12 protein-coding genes and 1 pseudogene are annotated in these 14,528 nt (G+C 67.8%); 4 read left to right on the top strand and 9 right to left on the bottom strand.

The genetic code is table 11. The features are described from left to right. Nucleotides 1-49 precede the first annotated feature (49 nt). Complete coding sequence (locus tag QM774_RS12255) at nt 50-2,524, top strand: DEAD/DEAH box helicase (RefSeq protein WP_414976137.1); 2,475 nt, start codon at nt 50-52, stop codon at nt 2,522-2,524. On the opposite strand, the gene QM774_RS12250 is transcribed toward QM774_RS12255, so the two are convergent. The 5 genes and pseudogenes from QM774_RS12250 to QM774_RS12230 form a co-directional block, all read right to left on the bottom strand. After that, nucleotides 2,521-3,738, bottom strand: a complete 1,218-nt coding sequence (locus tag QM774_RS12250) for an acetate kinase (RefSeq protein WP_414976136.1) — start codon at nt 3,736-3,738, stop codon at nt 2,521-2,523. The genes QM774_RS12255 and QM774_RS12250 overlap by 4 nt on opposite strands. After that, nucleotides 3,735-5,906 carry a phosphate acetyltransferase gene (gene pta / locus QM774_RS12245; RefSeq protein WP_414976135.1) on the bottom strand — a complete coding sequence of 724 codons (2,172 nt, stop codon included), beginning with the start codon at nt 5,904-5,906 and terminating at the stop codon, nt 3,735-3,737. The genes QM774_RS12250 and pta overlap by 4 nt, the downstream gene beginning before the upstream one ends. Nucleotides 5,907-5,935: 29 nt before the next feature. After that, nucleotides 5,936-6,484 (bottom strand): TetR/AcrR family transcriptional regulator, encoded by a 549-nt coding sequence (locus tag QM774_RS12240; protein WP_414976134.1) that lies wholly within the window; start codon nt 6,482-6,484, stop codon nt 5,936-5,938. Between the two features lie 5 nt (nt 6,485-6,489). Continuing rightward, complete coding sequence (locus tag QM774_RS12235) at nt 6,490-6,891, bottom strand: DUF5709 domain-containing protein (RefSeq protein ID WP_414976133.1); 402 nt, start codon at nt 6,889-6,891, stop codon at nt 6,490-6,492. A 39-nt stretch (nt 6,892-6,930) separates the two neighbouring features. Then, a pseudogene (locus QM774_RS12230) lies at nt 6,931-7,834 on the bottom strand (cation diffusion facilitator family transporter). 49 nt (nt 7,835-7,883) lie between these two features. Here QM774_RS12230 and QM774_RS12225 point away from each other — a divergent pair. Next, nucleotides 7,884-8,423, top strand: coding sequence for a hypothetical protein (locus QM774_RS12225; RefSeq protein ID WP_414976132.1), 540 nt, complete (start codon nt 7,884-7,886; stop codon nt 8,421-8,423). A gap of 13 nt (nt 8,424-8,436) precedes the next feature. Here the strand turns inward: QM774_RS12225 and QM774_RS12220 are convergent, their stop codons facing one another. Next, on the bottom strand, nt 8,437-8,997 hold the full coding sequence (locus QM774_RS12220; RefSeq protein WP_414976131.1) for an HdeD family acid-resistance protein: 561 nt from the start codon (nt 8,995-8,997) through the stop codon (nt 8,437-8,439). 10 nt (nt 8,998-9,007) lie between these two features. Then, on the bottom strand, nt 9,008-9,691 hold the full coding sequence (locus QM774_RS12215) for a DUF305 domain-containing protein (RefSeq protein WP_414976130.1): 684 nt from the start codon (nt 9,689-9,691) through the stop codon (nt 9,008-9,010). Between the two features lie 229 nt (nt 9,692-9,920). Between QM774_RS12215 and QM774_RS12210 the strand changes: the two genes are divergently transcribed. Both QM774_RS12210 and QM774_RS12205 read left to right on the top strand, forming a co-directional pair. Then, the gene (locus QM774_RS12210) at nt 9,921-10,688 is read left to right on the top strand and encodes a deoxyribonuclease IV (protein WP_414976129.1); all 768 of its coding nucleotides are present in this window, start codon (nt 9,921-9,923) and stop codon (nt 10,686-10,688) included. 153 nt (nt 10,689-10,841) lie between these two features. After that, entirely contained in the window at nt 10,842-12,671 is a 1,830-nt protein-coding gene (locus QM774_RS12205; protein ID WP_414976128.1) for an acyl-CoA dehydrogenase, read from the top strand. Nucleotides 12,672-12,782: 111 nt separating this feature from the next. On the opposite strand, the gene QM774_RS12200 is transcribed toward QM774_RS12205, so the two are convergent. After that, nucleotides 12,783-13,610 carry a hypothetical protein gene (locus QM774_RS12200; protein ID WP_414976127.1) on the bottom strand — a complete coding sequence of 276 codons (828 nt, stop codon included), beginning with the start codon at nt 13,608-13,610 and terminating at the stop codon, nt 12,783-12,785. Between the two features lie 124 nt (nt 13,611-13,734). After that, entirely contained in the window at nt 13,735-14,511 is a 777-nt protein-coding gene (locus tag QM774_RS12195) for an SDR family NAD(P)-dependent oxidoreductase (RefSeq protein WP_414976126.1), read from the bottom strand. Between the last annotated feature and the right edge of the window lie 17 nt (nt 14,512-14,528).

Here is a 14,528-nt window from a genome sequence, read left to right as displayed (position 1 = left end):
GGGCTGTGACCTATCCGCGGCGTCAAGGCAGGTCGGCGGCCGCCGTACGATGGAGATCACTTTCCACGCACGACGGCAGGGCCCCAGGTTGACGCAGCACGACTCCTACGGCGAGGAGTTGCTCGCAGCGACCCTGGCCGGCGCCGACCCCGCCGAGGAGAGCCCCCTCACCCACACCGCGGTGATCGCCAAGCGCACCGCCGAATTCGCCGACTGGCCGGCCTGGGTTCCCGCCGACGTGCGCGACGCCTTCGTCGAGCGCGGCATCGAAAAGCCCTGGACGCACCAGGTGACCGCCGCCGATCACGCGATGGCCGGCCGCAACGTGTCCATCTGCACCGGCACCGCGTCGGGCAAGTCGCTCGCCTACCTGCTGCCGATACTCACCACGTTCGCGACCGACCCCAACTCGACGGCGCTGTACCTGTCGCCGACGAAGGCCCTCGGCACCGACCAGCTGCGTGCGGTGAGCGAGACGATCGCCGGCCGCCGCACATTCAGCCACCTCCAGCCGTGCATGTACGACGGCGACACCGAATCCGAGCTCCGCCAGTGGGCGCGCACCCATTCCCGGTGGATCTTCACCAACCCGGACATGCTGCATCTCGGAATTCTGTCGACGCATCAGAAATGGCGGCAGTTCTTCGCGAAACTGAAGTTCGTCGTCGTCGACGAATGTCACCACTATCGCGGAGTCTTCGGCTCCCATACGGCGCTGGTTCTGCAACGCATGCTGCGGGTGGCGCGGGCGTACGGCGCCGATCCGGTCGTCATCGGCGCGAGTGCGACCGTGTCGAATCCGGAGCAGGCGCTGTCCCGGCTGATCGGCGACGACGTCGTAGCCGTCACGCAGGACACCTCGCCGCACGGCGAACGCACCGTCGCCATGTGGGAGCCGGGCTTTCTTCCTTTCGACGGAGCTCAAGGAACGAACAACAGGGCTCAAGGAGCGGGGAACGAAGCTCAAGGAGCGAACAGCCGGGGCGAGAACGCCGCACCCGTCCGCCGGCCGGCCGGCGCCGAAGCGGCCCGTCTGCTCGCCGACTTCGTGGTGGAAGGGGCACGCACCCTGTGCTTCCTGCGCAGCCGCCGCGGTGTGGAGGTGACCGCGTTGCGCGCCCGCGAACTCCTCGCCGAATCCGCACCGGACCTGACGAACCGGGTGGCGGCCTATCGCGCCGGGTACCTCGCCGACGACCGCCGACGGCTCGAACGCGCCCTGGCCGACGGTGAACTGCTGGGCGTCGCCACCACCAACGCCCTCGAACTCGGCGTCGACATCAGCGGCCTGGACGCGGTGATCGTCGCCGGCTATCCCGGCACCATCGCCAGCTTCTGGCAGCAGGCCGGGCGTGCCGGACGGCGCGGCGAGGGATCCCTCGTTGTGATGATCGCCCGCGACGATCCGCTCGACACCTACCTGGTGCACCACCCCGACGCCCTCCTCGGGCGGCCCGTCGAGGCCACCGTCACCGATCCCGGCAACCCGTACATCCTCGGGCCGCACCTGCTGTGCGCCGCCACCGAACTGCCGCTCACCGACGCCGACGTCGACGCCTTCGACCGCGCCTTCAGCACCCCCACGCTGCACTCCCGGCGTGCCCACGACGCCGTCGCCGGACTCGAGGCGGCCGGTCTTCTGAAGCGTCGCAAGGCGGGCTGGTATCCGGCCCCGTCGACCAGCTCGGAGAACGGTGACCCGTACGCGGACATCGACATCCGCGGCGGGATCGGGGGTCAGGTCCTGATCGTCGATGCCACCACGTCGCGTCTGCTCGGCACCGTCGACTCCAGCCGCGCCAAGAAGTCCGTCTACCCGGGTGCCGTGTACCTGCATCAGGGCGAGAGCTTCGTCGTCGACGAACTGGATCTGGACGAAGGGCTCGCGCTCACCCATCCCGAACGGCCCGACTGGACCACCACCGACCGCGAGGTCAGCGATGTGACCATCCTGGCGACGCACCGGTCGTGGTCGTCGGGGCCGATGACGGTGTCGTTCGCCGACGTCGAAGTGACCAACCAGGTGGTCGGTTATCTGCGCAAGGCCCTGTCCGGGGAGATCCTCGACTCGGTGGCCCTGGATCTGCCGCCGGAGGAGCTCACCACCCGCGCCGTGCTCTACACGCTGACCCCGGAATCGTTGGAGGCGGCCGGGATCGGGCCCGAGCGGCTTCCCGGTGTCCTGCACGCCGCCGAGCACGCGATGATCAGCCTTCTCGGCCTGGTGGCCACCTGCGACCGCTGGGACATCGGCGGACTGTCCACCGATCTGCATCCGGACACCGGGCTGCCGACGGTGTTCGTGTACGACGGCTATCCGGGCGGCGCAGGCTTCGCCGAGCGGGGTTTCGACGCGTTCGCCGACTGGGTGGCCGCCACCGCGGAGGCGGTCGCCGACTGTCGCTGCGCCGACGGCTGCCCGTCCTGCGTGCAGTCCCCCAAGTGCGGCAACGGCAACGAGCCGCTCGACAAGGCCGGGGCGATCACCGTCCTGAACCTGCTGCGTGAACTGTCCTCCGGCTAGCCGCCGTCGACGACGGCGGCGGACTGGCGCGCGATCTCCAGCTCCTCGTTGGTGGGAACCACCAGGACCGTGATCGCCGAATCGTCGGTGGAGATGACCCGCGGCTCCGGGCTGCGGACGGCGTTGCGGTCCGCGTCGATCACGATGCCGAAGTTCTCCAGATCCTTCAGCCCCTCGGCGCGGACGGCGACGGCGTTCTCGCCGACACCCGCGGTGAACACGATCGCGTCCACGTGGCCGAGCTCGATCAGATACGCCCCGATGTAGTGGCGCAGACGGTGCAGATAGACGCCGAATGCGAGCTCGGCGGCCTCGTCGCCGGCGTCGACCCGCTCCAGCACGGACCGGAAGTCGTTGTCGCCGCACAGGCCCTTGAGGCCGGACTCCTTGTTGTAGAGGCGATCGATGTCGTCGATCGACATTCCGGCGACGCGCGCCAGCTGGAACGTGATGCCCGGATCGATGTCGCCGGTGCGGGTTCCCATCACCAGGCCTTCGAGCGGCGTCATGCCCATCGTCGTGTCGATCGGCCGGCCCCCGCGGATCGCCGACATCGACGCCCCGTTGCCCAGGTGCAGAACGATCTGGTTCACCTCGTCGTACGGACGGTTCAGGAACTCGGCGGCCCGCCGCGACACGTAGGCGTGGCTGGTGCCGTGGAATCCGTAGCGGCGGATCGCGTACTCCTTCGCCACGTCCGCGTTGAGCGCGTACGTCGACGACTCGGCCGGCAGATCGTGGAAGAAGGCGGTGTCGAAGACGACGACGGCCGGCACGTCCGGCAGCAGTTCGGTGACCGCGTCGATGCCCACCAGGTTGGGCGGATTGTGCAGCGGCGCGAGCGGCGCGATGCGGGCGATCTCCTCCCGCACGAACGGTGTCACCAGCGTCGGCTCGTGGAAGCTGCGGCCACCGTGCACCACGCGATGCCCGACGGCCACCAGACCCGCCTGCGTCAGGTTCACGCCGTCGCCGGCGAACAGCTCCATCACCTTCGCGATGGCCGCACGATGATCCGGCAGCGACAGTTCGATCTTCTGCTCACGCCCACCGCACTCGTGCTTGATGGACGACGTCTTCTCCCCGATCCGTTCGGCCAGACCGTCCGCATACACGTCCTCGGTCAGCGGATCGACGATCTGGTATTTCAGCGACGACGAGCCGGCGTTGATCACCAGGACGGCACCGGGGCGGACGATCGGGGAGTCGGTCATGTCGCGGAGTCCTTCTTCGCGGAGCGGGCCTTCTTGGGGGTGGTTTCGGCACGGGGCGGCGTCACCGACGAAAGAGCGGCGGCTTTGATGTTCTGCGCCTGGATCGCGGTGATGGCGACGGTGTTGACGATGTCGGAGATCAGGGCGCCGCGGGAGAGGTCGTTCATCGGCTTGTTCAGACCCTGCAGCACCGGACCGATCGCGATCGCGCTCGCCGACCGCTGCACCGCCTTGTAGGTGTTGTTACCGGTGTTCAGGTCCGGGAAGATCAGCACCGTCGCGCGGCCGGCTACCGGGGAGTCCGGCATCTTGGTGGCCGCCACCGACGGGTCGATGGCGGCGTCGTACTGGATCGGACCCTCCACCAGGATCTGCGGTGCACGTTCGCGGACCAGCTCGGTGGCCTGACGGACCTTGTCGACGTCGGCGCCCGAACCGGAACCACCCGTCGAATACGACAGCATGGCCACGCGCGGATCGATGCCGAACGCCGACGCGGTGCCGGCCGAGCTGATCGCGATGTCGGCGAGCTCCTCGGCGGACGGGTCGGGCACGACGGCGCAGTCGCCGTAGGTGAGGACCTTGTCGGCCAGGCACATGAAGAAGACGCTCGACACCGTCTTGACGCCCGGCTGGGTCTTGATGATCTCGAAGGCGGGCCGGATGGTCTGCGCAGTGGTGTGGACGGCGCCGGACACCATGCCGTCGACCATGCCGGTGTGCAGCATCATGGTGCCGAAGTACGACTCGTCGCGCACCACTTCGAGGGCCCGTTCCTCGGTCATCCCCTTGTGCTTGCGCAGCTCGTAGTAGGAGTGGGCGAAGCCCTCCAGAAGGTCGCTGGTGCGGTTGTCGATCACGTCGATGCCGGTCAGGTCGACACCCAGTTCCTTGGCCCGGTCCCGCACCTTGTCCTCGTCGCCGAGGACGGTGAGCCGAGCGACGCCGCGGCGCAACAGCCGGCCGGCGGCCCGCAGGATGCGGTCGTCGTCGCCCTCCGGCAGCACGATGTGCTGCGGATCGGACTTGGCCTGCGCGATCAGCTGGTACTCGAACATCTGCGGCGTCACGACCTCGGGGCGGTGCACGTTGGTCTCCGCGAACAGATCCTCGAATCCGACGTGACGGTCCATCAGCGCCAGCGCCGCCTCCACCTTGCGGGCCGAACCGCTGACCATCCGGCCGCGCGTCGTGGCCGCGATGCGGGCCGTCTCGTAGGTGCCGTACTGGCACTGCAGGATCGGCAGGGTGGGCCGCAGGCCCTTCACCAGGGCGTCGATCATCGGGTGCGGGTTGAGGCCGCCGTTGAGGATGATGCCGGACAGACGCGGGAAGCCCTGGGCGGCGTTCGCGTTCACCAACGACAGCAGCACGTCCGAACGGTCGGCGGGCGCGATCACCGCCATCGACTCCTCGAGCCGCTCCAGGATGTGTTCGACGGTCATGCCGCCGACCATCACATCCAGCGCCTCCCGGTCCAGAAGGTCGGCGTCACCGCTGTACAGGGTGGCGTCGAGCGCCTCGGCGAGCTCGGCCATGGTCGGCGCATTCAGGATCGGCTCCTCGGGCACCGCCCACACCAGGCAGCCCAGATCAGAGATGGCGTCGGCGACCGCCTGCACCTGATCGGGTTCGCACCGGTTGGCGACCACACCGGCCATCTCGGCGTGCGACGCCTCGATGTCGGCGATCAGCAGCTCGACCATCGAATGCATGTCGGTGGGTGTGCGGCCGGCGGCCGACGCCACCAGCAGGACGGGCGCGGCCAGGTTGGCGGCGATCCGCGCATTGAAGCTGAGCTCGGACGGCGACGCGACATCGGTGTAGTCCGAGCCGATCACCAGCACGTTGTCGCACTGCTGGGCGACCACGTGAAACCGCGCGACGATGTCGGAGATCGCCTGCTCGGGATCGGCGTGCACATCGTCGTAGGTGACGCCGAGGCATTCCTCGTAGGGGATGTCGACCGACGTATGCTCCATCAGGAGGTCCAGGATGTAGTCCCGTTCGCCGGCGCCGGCCCGCGAGATGGGGCGGAAGACACCCACCCGGCCGCCGGTGGCCGTGAGGTGCGCCAGCACTCCCAGAGCGACACTCGACTTACCGGTTCCGCCCTCGGAGGAGGCGATGTAGATGGCTCGCGCTGACTCGGGCTGGGAACCGTTCATGAGCTCAGCGTATCCCCGTCCCGATCGGCTCAGTCGGTGACGGCCCGAACGACGAGATCGGCGATCGCGTCGTCGGTGAGCGAACTCTGCGGCACCACCATCGAGGACATGATGGTGCGCACCATGAACTCGATCGCACCCCGCGGATTGGGGCGCAGCGCCTGGGCCTCTTCCGTGGTCAGTTCCGGCAGCACCGTCTCCACGATCCGCTCCACGAGCGTGGGTCCGTCGTCGACGCCGACACTGATCAGCGAACGCGACACCTCCTCCGGCTCGTGGCGCAGCACGTACTGCAGGGCGCCGTGGTCGCGGATGTAACCGAGCGCCGACGTCACCCGGATGTGGACCCGGCGGGCCGGATCCGGTTCGTCGGCGCCCCAGGCGATGAACTTCTCCCGAAGCAGCACCAGCTCGCGGTCCACGATCGCGTTCATCAAGGCGCTGCGGCCACCGAACATGCGGTAGGCGGTGGCCCGGGCGACACCGGCGTGGCTGGCGACCTGGGTGAGGCTCAACGCCCGGGAACCGAACCGCGAGATGAGGCCGAGGCCCGCCTCGACGAGTGAGTCCCGATCCATGCGGTCTACTCGTCGATCACGTGGACGGCGGCCTCCTCCGCGGAGGCTCCGGCACCGTCGACACCGGCATCGGTGGCCAGCATCTGTGCGTCGACGTCCTCGTTCACGCCCGCGTCGGGGGCGATCAGGCGACCCGCCCGCCGATCGCCGACCTCGTCGTCCGACGGGAAGTCGGCATCCGGGTCGGATTCGGAGTCGTAGTCGACGTCCGGTTCCTCCTCGGCGAGACGCTCGTCGAGGGTCTCGGGATCCTGGTCGTCGATCTCGTCGCCGTAGCCCTTGGGCGCGCGGTCCGGCGGGTCGTAGCCCTCATCGAGCACGTCGTCGAGTTCCGGGCGGTCGAGAGTGTCGTCGGGCTGGAGCTGATCGACGTCGTAGTCGACGTCGTTGTCATCGTTGTCGCTCATGTCTTTGACACTACTGATTTCCCGACCGGCCGGCCGGGCTTAGCGCCGCCAGGGCTCGTAGGCGCGCGGATCCTCGATCGGCTCCAGAATGCACCGTCGGATACAGGTCGGGAACGGCGGCCCTCAGCGACGCCTCGACCCGCTCGACGAGGTCGTGGCCGCGCTGCACCGACCACTCGCCCGGCACCAGCATGTGCAGCTGCACGAACCGGATGTGACCGGCCTCCCGGGTGCGGACGTCGTGGAAGTCGACGCCGTCGCCGCGGTAGGAGTCAAGCACCCCGTCGATGGCGGCGCGCTCGTCGTCACCGATCGCGGCATCCATCAGTCCCGACCCGGACCGGCGCACCAGCCGGTAGCCGACGAACAGGATGTTGACGGCCACCGCGATGGCGATGAGCGGGTCCAGGACGGTCCACCCGCTCACCGCGACCAGCAGCACGGCGACGATCACGCCGCCGGTCGTGACCAGGTCGGTCATCAGGTGTTTGCCGTCGGCTTCGAGGGTGATCGACCGATGCCGGCGACCGGCCCGGATCAGGGCGACCGCGACGGCACCGTTGAGGGCGGCGGCGACAGCGGCGATCACGAGACCGAGGCCCAGCTTCTCGAGATGTTCGGGGTGACGGAGCCGATCGACGGCGGCGTAGATGATGGCGCCCGACGCGATCACGATCAGCACGCCCTCGATGACCGCCGAGAAGTACTCGCTCTTGGTGTGCCCGAAGTTGTGGTCGTCGTCGGCGGGCCGGGCCGCCACCCGCAGGGCGATGAACGCGACGATCGCCGCCGCCAGATTCACCAGCGACTCGGCCGCATCGGAGAGCAGACCCACCGATCCGGTCACCAGCCAGGCCGAGCCCTTCAGCACGATGGTGGCGACGGCCGTCGCGATACTCAGCAACGCCCAGCGGCTGAGATCACGACCCCCGACGGTTTCCATATCGACCATTATCGCCCCATCGCGCGGCGTCTCGGGCCACCCTGGATGCATGCTCGACGAGTTGGAGGCTCAGGCTCGGTCGATGTACGACGCGGGCGAGTACACGCACGCCCTCGCGGAGTTCTCGGTGCTCCGTGAAGTGCGGGCGCGCCGCGAGGGGCCCTACTCGGTGAAGTATCTGAGCGCCCTGCACGAGTCGGTGCGCTGCATGCGGCACCTGGGACTGTGGCGCGACACCGACTATCTGTGCACGGAACTGCATGCCAAATACGTGCGCACCCACGGCCGGGGCGAGGCCGCCACGGTGGACGTCGCCAAACACTGGGCGTGGGCTCTTCTGCATCTGGATGCGGTGGATCCGGCGGTCCGGCTCTACGTGACCACCGCCGACGCACTGTGGCCGCTGGACGAGCCGGCGGCCCGACGACTGCTCGGCGCCGCCGCCGTGCATTCCGGCGATCCGCTCGACGGCGTCACGCTGACGCACACCACCGAGCTGGCACACGCGCTGGCCGATCTCGACGGACTGGTGAAAAACGAAACCGGCGCCAGTCCGTCGATCGATTTCGACGGGCTGGCGCCGGTGTAGCGCAGTCGGAAGGTTACTCGGCCTTCGCGGGCAGGGTGAACAGGCTGACGACGCCGAAGATGACCAGCAGCAGGCCGGCGACCCACACGAGGGTCTCCAGCGCGATGCTCGGGTACCAGACGCACATGATGATGCCGGCGGCGATCGAGATCAGGCCACCGAGGATGACCAGCCAGCGCGGAGCCAGGGCGACACCCTCGCGGGCGCCGAACAGGTCCTGCAGACCGGCCAGGATCCAGCCGATGCCGATCCAGAGAGCCAGCAGGCCGATGCCCACACCCGGGTGGATGACGGCGATGACGCCGAACACCACGAGGGCGGCGCCGAGGACCAGCGACAGGATGCGCAGGCCGGTGCTCAGACCGGTCGACGCGAAAGCGAAGTACAGGCGCACGAGGCCCATGAGGATGAGGGCGACACCGAACAGCACGGCGGCGACCACGACGGTCGGACCCGACCAGAACATGGCGACGAGGCCGAAGACGATGCCGATGAGGGAAGCGATGATGATCGCCGTACGAACCGCGTTGCGCGACTGGGCGGGGATCGGATTGATCAGAACGTTGTTGCTCATGAGAGGAAGCTTAGAGCCTGGCGAGTTCCATTGGGGCGTTTACGTATCGAGTTGTGACCGCATCTCCGCGATCTCCGCTTCCTGGGCGTCGATGATCTTCTGCGCCAGCTCCCGCATTCTGAGTGTTCTCGCCCTGTGCGAGTTCGGTCTTGGACATGTCGACGGCGCCCTGGTGGTGGGCGATCATCATCGTCAGCCACTCCTTGTCGAAGTCGTCGCCGGTCAGTGTCTGAAGTTTGTCCATTTGGTCGGAAGTCATCATCCCGTCCATGGCGCCGCCGCCCATGTCGTGATCCATGTGGGCGTCCTGACCTGCGGGAACAGACTGCCCCCAGGACTGCAATGCGCTGGTCATCTGGTCGATCTCCGGCTGCTGCGATGCGATGACCTGGCCGGCGAAGTCCTTGAGCCAGCCGTTCTCGGTGTGGTCGGGAACCATCTTCGCCATCTCGACCGCCTGCTGATGGTGAGGGATCATCATCTGCGCGAACATCACATCCGCCGAGTTCACGCCCGGTGCGACCGAGGTGGGGGCTGCTGTCGCACTCGTGTGAGCATGATCACCGTGCGCCGAATGTCCGTCGGCGGTGTCGTCGGACCCGCAGGCGGCGAGAAGGCCGGCCACGGCGACCGCCCCGGCGAGGGCGGTGAGGCGGCGGGCGAGCGACGGCGAACAGAGCGTGAAAGCGGTCATACCTCCACTATTGCACCTCCCACCGCCAGTTGAGCCGGGACGACGACCTACCGCCGGTTGAGCCGGGTCACCGATCTATCTATCCGATGGTTGAGCCGGGTCACCGACGGAGCGCAGCGACGACGGCGACCCGTGTCGAAACCCCGACGACCTACCGCCGGTTGAGCCGGGACGACGGGCGCAGCCCGACGACCCGTGTCGAAACCCCCACCCCGATACTCTGGACCTCATGCGAGTGGGAGCCCATCTACGGCAGGACGACGATCCGATCGCGACCGCCGAGGAACTCGGTATCGACGTGTTCCAGATGTTCGTCACCGATCCGCAGAGCTGGGCCAAGCCGCAACCCCGGCCGGATGCCGAACGGATCAGGAACTCGAGCGTCGACGTCGTGGTGCACTCGAGCTACCAGATCAACGTGGCGAGCCTGAACAATCGCCTGCGGATGCCGTCGCGCAAAGCCGTCGAACAGCAGGCGCAGGCGGCCGCCGAGCTGGGCGCGATCGGACTGGTGGTGCACGGTGGGCATCTCCGGGACGGGGAGGAAGCCGCGGAGGGATTCGCGAACTGGCGCAAGCTGTTCGAGCGGCAGGCCGACAAGGGCGGTTTCGCCGTGCCGATCTTCATCGAGAACACCGCGGGCGGCGATCACGCGATGGCCCGCACCCTGGAATCGATCGAGCGGTTGTGGGATGCGGTCGGCGACTTCGATCAGGCCGGGTTCTGTCTGGACACCTGTCATGCGTGGGCCGGCGGCGAAGACCTCGTCGGCCTGACCGAACGGATCCGCGGCATCACCGGCCGGATCGACCTGGTGCACCTGAACAACTCGCGCGACGAATTCGATTCGGGACGCGACCGGCACGCCAACCTGGAGGGCGGGACGATCGATCCCGCGGTGCTGTCGGAGCTGATGGCCCAGGCGCAGGCGCCGGGCATCCTGGAGACCCCCGCCGAGGGCATCGCCGACGACCTGGCTTACCTGCGTTCACTCTGAATTCCGCTGCTGCATAAGACCTGCTCAGCCGTGTAAGCAGGGCCACGTTTGCCCGGGTTGTCTCGCTGCGAGGGCGTGGGTATTCTGTCTCTGGTTACCGGCAAGTAACTTGTCTGATTCACTTCAGCCCCCACCCCGGATAGGAACTCCCCCATGGGCCATTACAAGTCCAACGTGCGCGATCTGCACTTCAACCTCTTCGAGATGTACGAGCTCGACAAGGTCCTCGAGTCGGGCGCGTTCGGCGATCTCGACCGTGAGGCCGCCGAAGACATGATCCGCGAGGTCAAGACTCTCGCCGAGGGTCCGATCGCCGACTCGTTCGCCGAGGCCGACCGCACCCCGCCGGTGTTCGACCCGAACGAGCACTCGGTGACGATCCCCGAGCCGTTCAAGAAGTCCTACCAGGCGTTCATCGACGCCGGCTGGGACAAGGTCGGCCTGCCGGAGGAGCTCGGCGGTATGCCGGCCCCCCGTTCGCTGTACTGGGCCCTGGCCGAGATGATCCTGGGCGCCAACCCGCCGATCTTCATGTACGCCGCCGGTTCGGGCTTCGCGAACATCTTCTACGACAACGGCACCGACGAGCAGAAGAAGTGGGCCGTCATCTGCGCCGAGCGCGGCTGGGGCTCCACCATGGTGCTCACCGAGCCGGACGCCGGCTCGGATGTGGGCGCCGGCACCACCAAGGCCATCCAGCAGGAGGACGGCACCTGGCACATCGAGGGCGTGAAGCGTTTCATCACCTCGGCCGACCAGGACATGACCGAGAACATCTTCCACCTGGTGCTGGCCCGCCCCGAGGGCGCCGGCCCGGGTACCAAGGGTCTGTCGCTGTTCTTCGTGCCGAAGTTCCACTTCGATCACGAGACCGGTGAGCTGGGCGAGCGCAACGGCGCCTTCGTCACCAACGTCGAGCACAAGATGGGCATCAAGGCCTCCGCCACCTGTGAGGTCACCTTCGGTCAGCACGGCATTCCCGCCAAGGGCTGGCTGGTCGGCGACAAGCACGCCGGCATCGCCCAGATGTTCGACGTCATCGAGCACGCCCGCATGATGGTCGGCACCAAGGCCATCGCCACCCTGTCGACCGGCTACCTGAACGCCCTCGACTACGCCAAGCAGCGCGTGCAGGGTGCCGATCTGACCCAGATGACCGACAAGGCCGCTCCGCGCGTGACCATCACGCATCACCCGGACGTCCGTCGTTCGCTGCTGACCCAGAAGGCGTACGCCGAGGGTCTGCGTGCCGTGTACCTGTTCACCGCGTCGCACCAGGACGAGGCTTCGGCCCATCTGGTGACCGGCGCCGACGCCGAGATGGCTCACAAGGTCAACGACCTGCTGCTGCCGATCGTCAAGGGTGTCGGTTCCGAGCGCGCCTACGAGAAGCTGACCGAGAGCCTGCAGTGCTTCGGTGGTTCCGGCTTCCTGCAGGACTACCCGATCGAGCAGTACATCCGCGACTCGAAGATCGACTCGCTGTACGAGGGCACCACCGCCATCCAGGCGCAGGACTTCTTCTTCCGCAAGATCATCCGCGACAAGGGCCAGGCTCTGGCACACGTCGCCGGACAGATCCAGAAGACGATCGACGCCGCCGCGGACAAGAGCCTGTCGGACGAGTACGCCCTGCTGAAGACGGCCCTCGAGGACGTCCAGGCGATGGCGGCCGCACTGACCGGCTTCCTGATGTCCGCTCAGGAGGACCCGAAGCAGCTGTACAAGGTCGGCACCGGTTCGGTCCGCTTCCTGATGGCGGTCGGCGATCTGATGATCGGCTGGCTGCTGCTGCGTCAGGCCGAGGTCGCGGGCAAGGCGCTGGCCGACGGTGCGTCGGGTGACGACAAGTCCTTCTACGAGGGCAAGGTCGCCACGGCCACGTTCTTCGCGAAGAACATGCTCCCGCTGCTGACCGCGATCCGCGGCACCGTGGAGAAGGTCGACAACGATCTGATGGAGCTCGACGAAGCCGCCTTCTGACACGCTCGTTGAGCCTGTCCGGCGCTCGTTGAGCCCGTCGAAGCGAGCTAGCTCGTGAGGCCCCACCGGAATCATCCGGTGGGGCCTCACGGCATCCCGGCGATTTCTCTGTCAGCCGGCCGGCGTGATGACGACCGTGCCGTCCTTCTCGCATTTGGCGCCGAAGCCCATCTCGCGGGCGGCGACCGCGGTCGGTGCGGAGCACCGCCAGCCGCGATAGACCATCATCTTCGCGTTACCGCCCATCGGGTCGGCCGGGGCCGCCAGGTAGCCGTCGATCAGGTCGATCGCGTCGGTGCAGGAGATCGATCCGCTGACCACCTGAACGAGAGTCCTGCCGGTGGCGGCGCCGCACATCGTCCCCGGGGCGACCGGAGTGGTCCCGTCCGTGTAGTGCTCCATCGGTGCGCCGTTCTGGGTGGCGGTCGACGGCACCTGCGTGGTCTCGCCACCGCCGGCCGAGGTGGTGGTCTTGGTCGGGGTGACGTCCACCCAGCCGCCGTGGTTGGCGCATTTCACCGAGCCGGGGGCGTACACCTCGCAGGTGGCGGTGCCGACGGTCAATGATTTTCCGACGGGAAGGTCGGGGGCACCGGTCCAGCGGTTCCAGCCGGCCGCGTGCACGCCGTCGCCGTCCACGTCGATGGCGCCGGCATCCCCGATCCCGGTGCCGGGCGGCACGTGACAGGTCAGGTTTCCCATCTGACCGCTGTTCTGGTCGAGCCCGATTCCACAGACGGTCTGGCCGCCGCCCACCGAGAACACGTACAGCGACCCGGAACGCTGGTACGGGCCCGGATCGACGGGGGTGGTGGCCGCTCGTTGCTCGACGGTCACCGTCGAGCCCTTGTTTCCGCCGACGGACGAGCAGCCGGCGAGCACGGCCGCGGCGACCCCGACGGTCAGTACCGCCGCGATGCGGCGTGAAGACTTGTGCACGCCCCTTTCTAGCGGTTCGCCGCGTTCGTCCTCAAGCATTCAAACGATCGAACTGCCACTTCAGTGTCATGAGAGAGGGCTCCGGGGGCACTATGCCCTCGGAGCCCTCTTCTGTGACAGCGGGTTACTTCGGAGGCATCCGGATGCCGCCGTCGACGCGAACGACCTCGGCGTTCATGTAGGAGTTGCAGATCAGCTCCTCGACCATCGAGGCCAGCTCGTCGGGCACACCGAGACGCTTCGGGAACAGCACGCTTTCGCCGAGCTTGGCCTTGAAGGCCTCGGCGTCGGGGCCCTCGCCGTAGATCGGGGTGTCGATCAGGCCGGGGGCGATGGTGTTGAGTCGGACGCCGACGGCCGACAGGTCGCGGGCCACCGGGAGGGTCATGCCGACCACGCCACCCTTGGAGGACGAGTAGGCGGCCTGGCCGATCTGGCCGTCGAAGGCGGCCACCGACGCCATGTTGACGATCGCGCCGCGCTCGTTCGAGGGGCCCGGCTCGTTGCGGCTCATCGCGGTCGCCGCCAGGCGGGTCACGTCGAAGGTGCCGATCAGGTTGATGTTGATGACCTTCTTGTACAGCTCGAGGTCGTGCGCCGACCCGAACTCGCCGTCCTTGCCGATGGTCCGCTGCGCCCAGCCGACACCGGCCGAGTTGACGGCGGCCTTCAGTGGACCGAGTTCGAGGGCCTTGTCGATGGCTGCGATGATCTGGTCGGTGTTCGTGACGTCGACCGGCACGAACGCGCCGCCGATCTCCTTGGCGATGGCCTCGCCGTCGTCGGCCTTCAGGTCGGCGATGACGACCTTGGCGCCGCGCTTGGCGAGACGGCGAGCGGAGGCCGCGCCGATACCCGACGCGCCACCGGTGACGATTGCACTTGCTCCGTTGATATCCATGCGGCACACCCTACCGA

Origin of the sequence: Gordonia sp. (in: high G+C Gram-positive bacteria), assembly GCF_047600565.1 — a bacterium.
Lineage (GTDB): Bacteria > Actinomycetota > Actinomycetes > Mycobacteriales > Mycobacteriaceae > Gordonia.
Note: the sequence above shows the minus strand (reverse complement) of the source record. Positions and strands in the feature narration are given on the sequence as shown.

Bases quoted from the DNA above. Each gene is read 5' to 3' on its own strand.
- QM774_RS12225 (WP_414976132.1), top strand. From the start codon at position 7,884: ATGCTCGACGAGTTGGAGGCTCAGGCTCGGTCGATGTACGACGCGGGC.
- QM774_RS12195 (WP_414976126.1), bottom strand. From the start codon at position 14,511: ATGGATATCAACGGAGCAAGTGCAATCGTCACCGGTGGCGCGTCGGGT.
- QM774_RS12250 (WP_414976136.1), bottom strand. From the start codon at position 3,738: ATGACCGACTCCCCGATCGTCCGCCCCGGTGCCGTCCTGGTGATCAAC.
- QM774_RS12240 (WP_414976134.1), bottom strand. From the start codon at position 6,484: ATGGATCGGGACTCACTCGTCGAGGCGGGCCTCGGCCTCATCTCGCGG.
- QM774_RS12255 (WP_414976137.1), top strand. From the start codon at position 50: ATGGAGATCACTTTCCACGCACGACGGCAGGGCCCCAGGTTGACGCAG.
- pta (WP_414976135.1), bottom strand. From the start codon at position 5,906: ATGAACGGTTCCCAGCCCGAGTCAGCGCGAGCCATCTACATCGCCTCC.
- QM774_RS12235 (WP_414976133.1), bottom strand. From the start codon at position 6,891: ATGAGCGACAACGATGACAACGACGTCGACTACGACGTCGATCAGCTC.
- QM774_RS12220 (WP_414976131.1), bottom strand. From the start codon at position 8,997: ATGAGCAACAACGTTCTGATCAATCCGATCCCCGCCCAGTCGCGCAAC.
- QM774_RS12210 (WP_414976129.1), top strand. From the start codon at position 9,921: ATGCGAGTGGGAGCCCATCTACGGCAGGACGACGATCCGATCGCGACC.
- QM774_RS12215 (WP_414976130.1), bottom strand. From the start codon at position 9,691: ATGACCGCTTTCACGCTCTGTTCGCCGTCGCTCGCCCGCCGCCTCACC.
- QM774_RS12205 (WP_414976128.1), top strand. From the start codon at position 10,842: ATGGGCCATTACAAGTCCAACGTGCGCGATCTGCACTTCAACCTCTTC.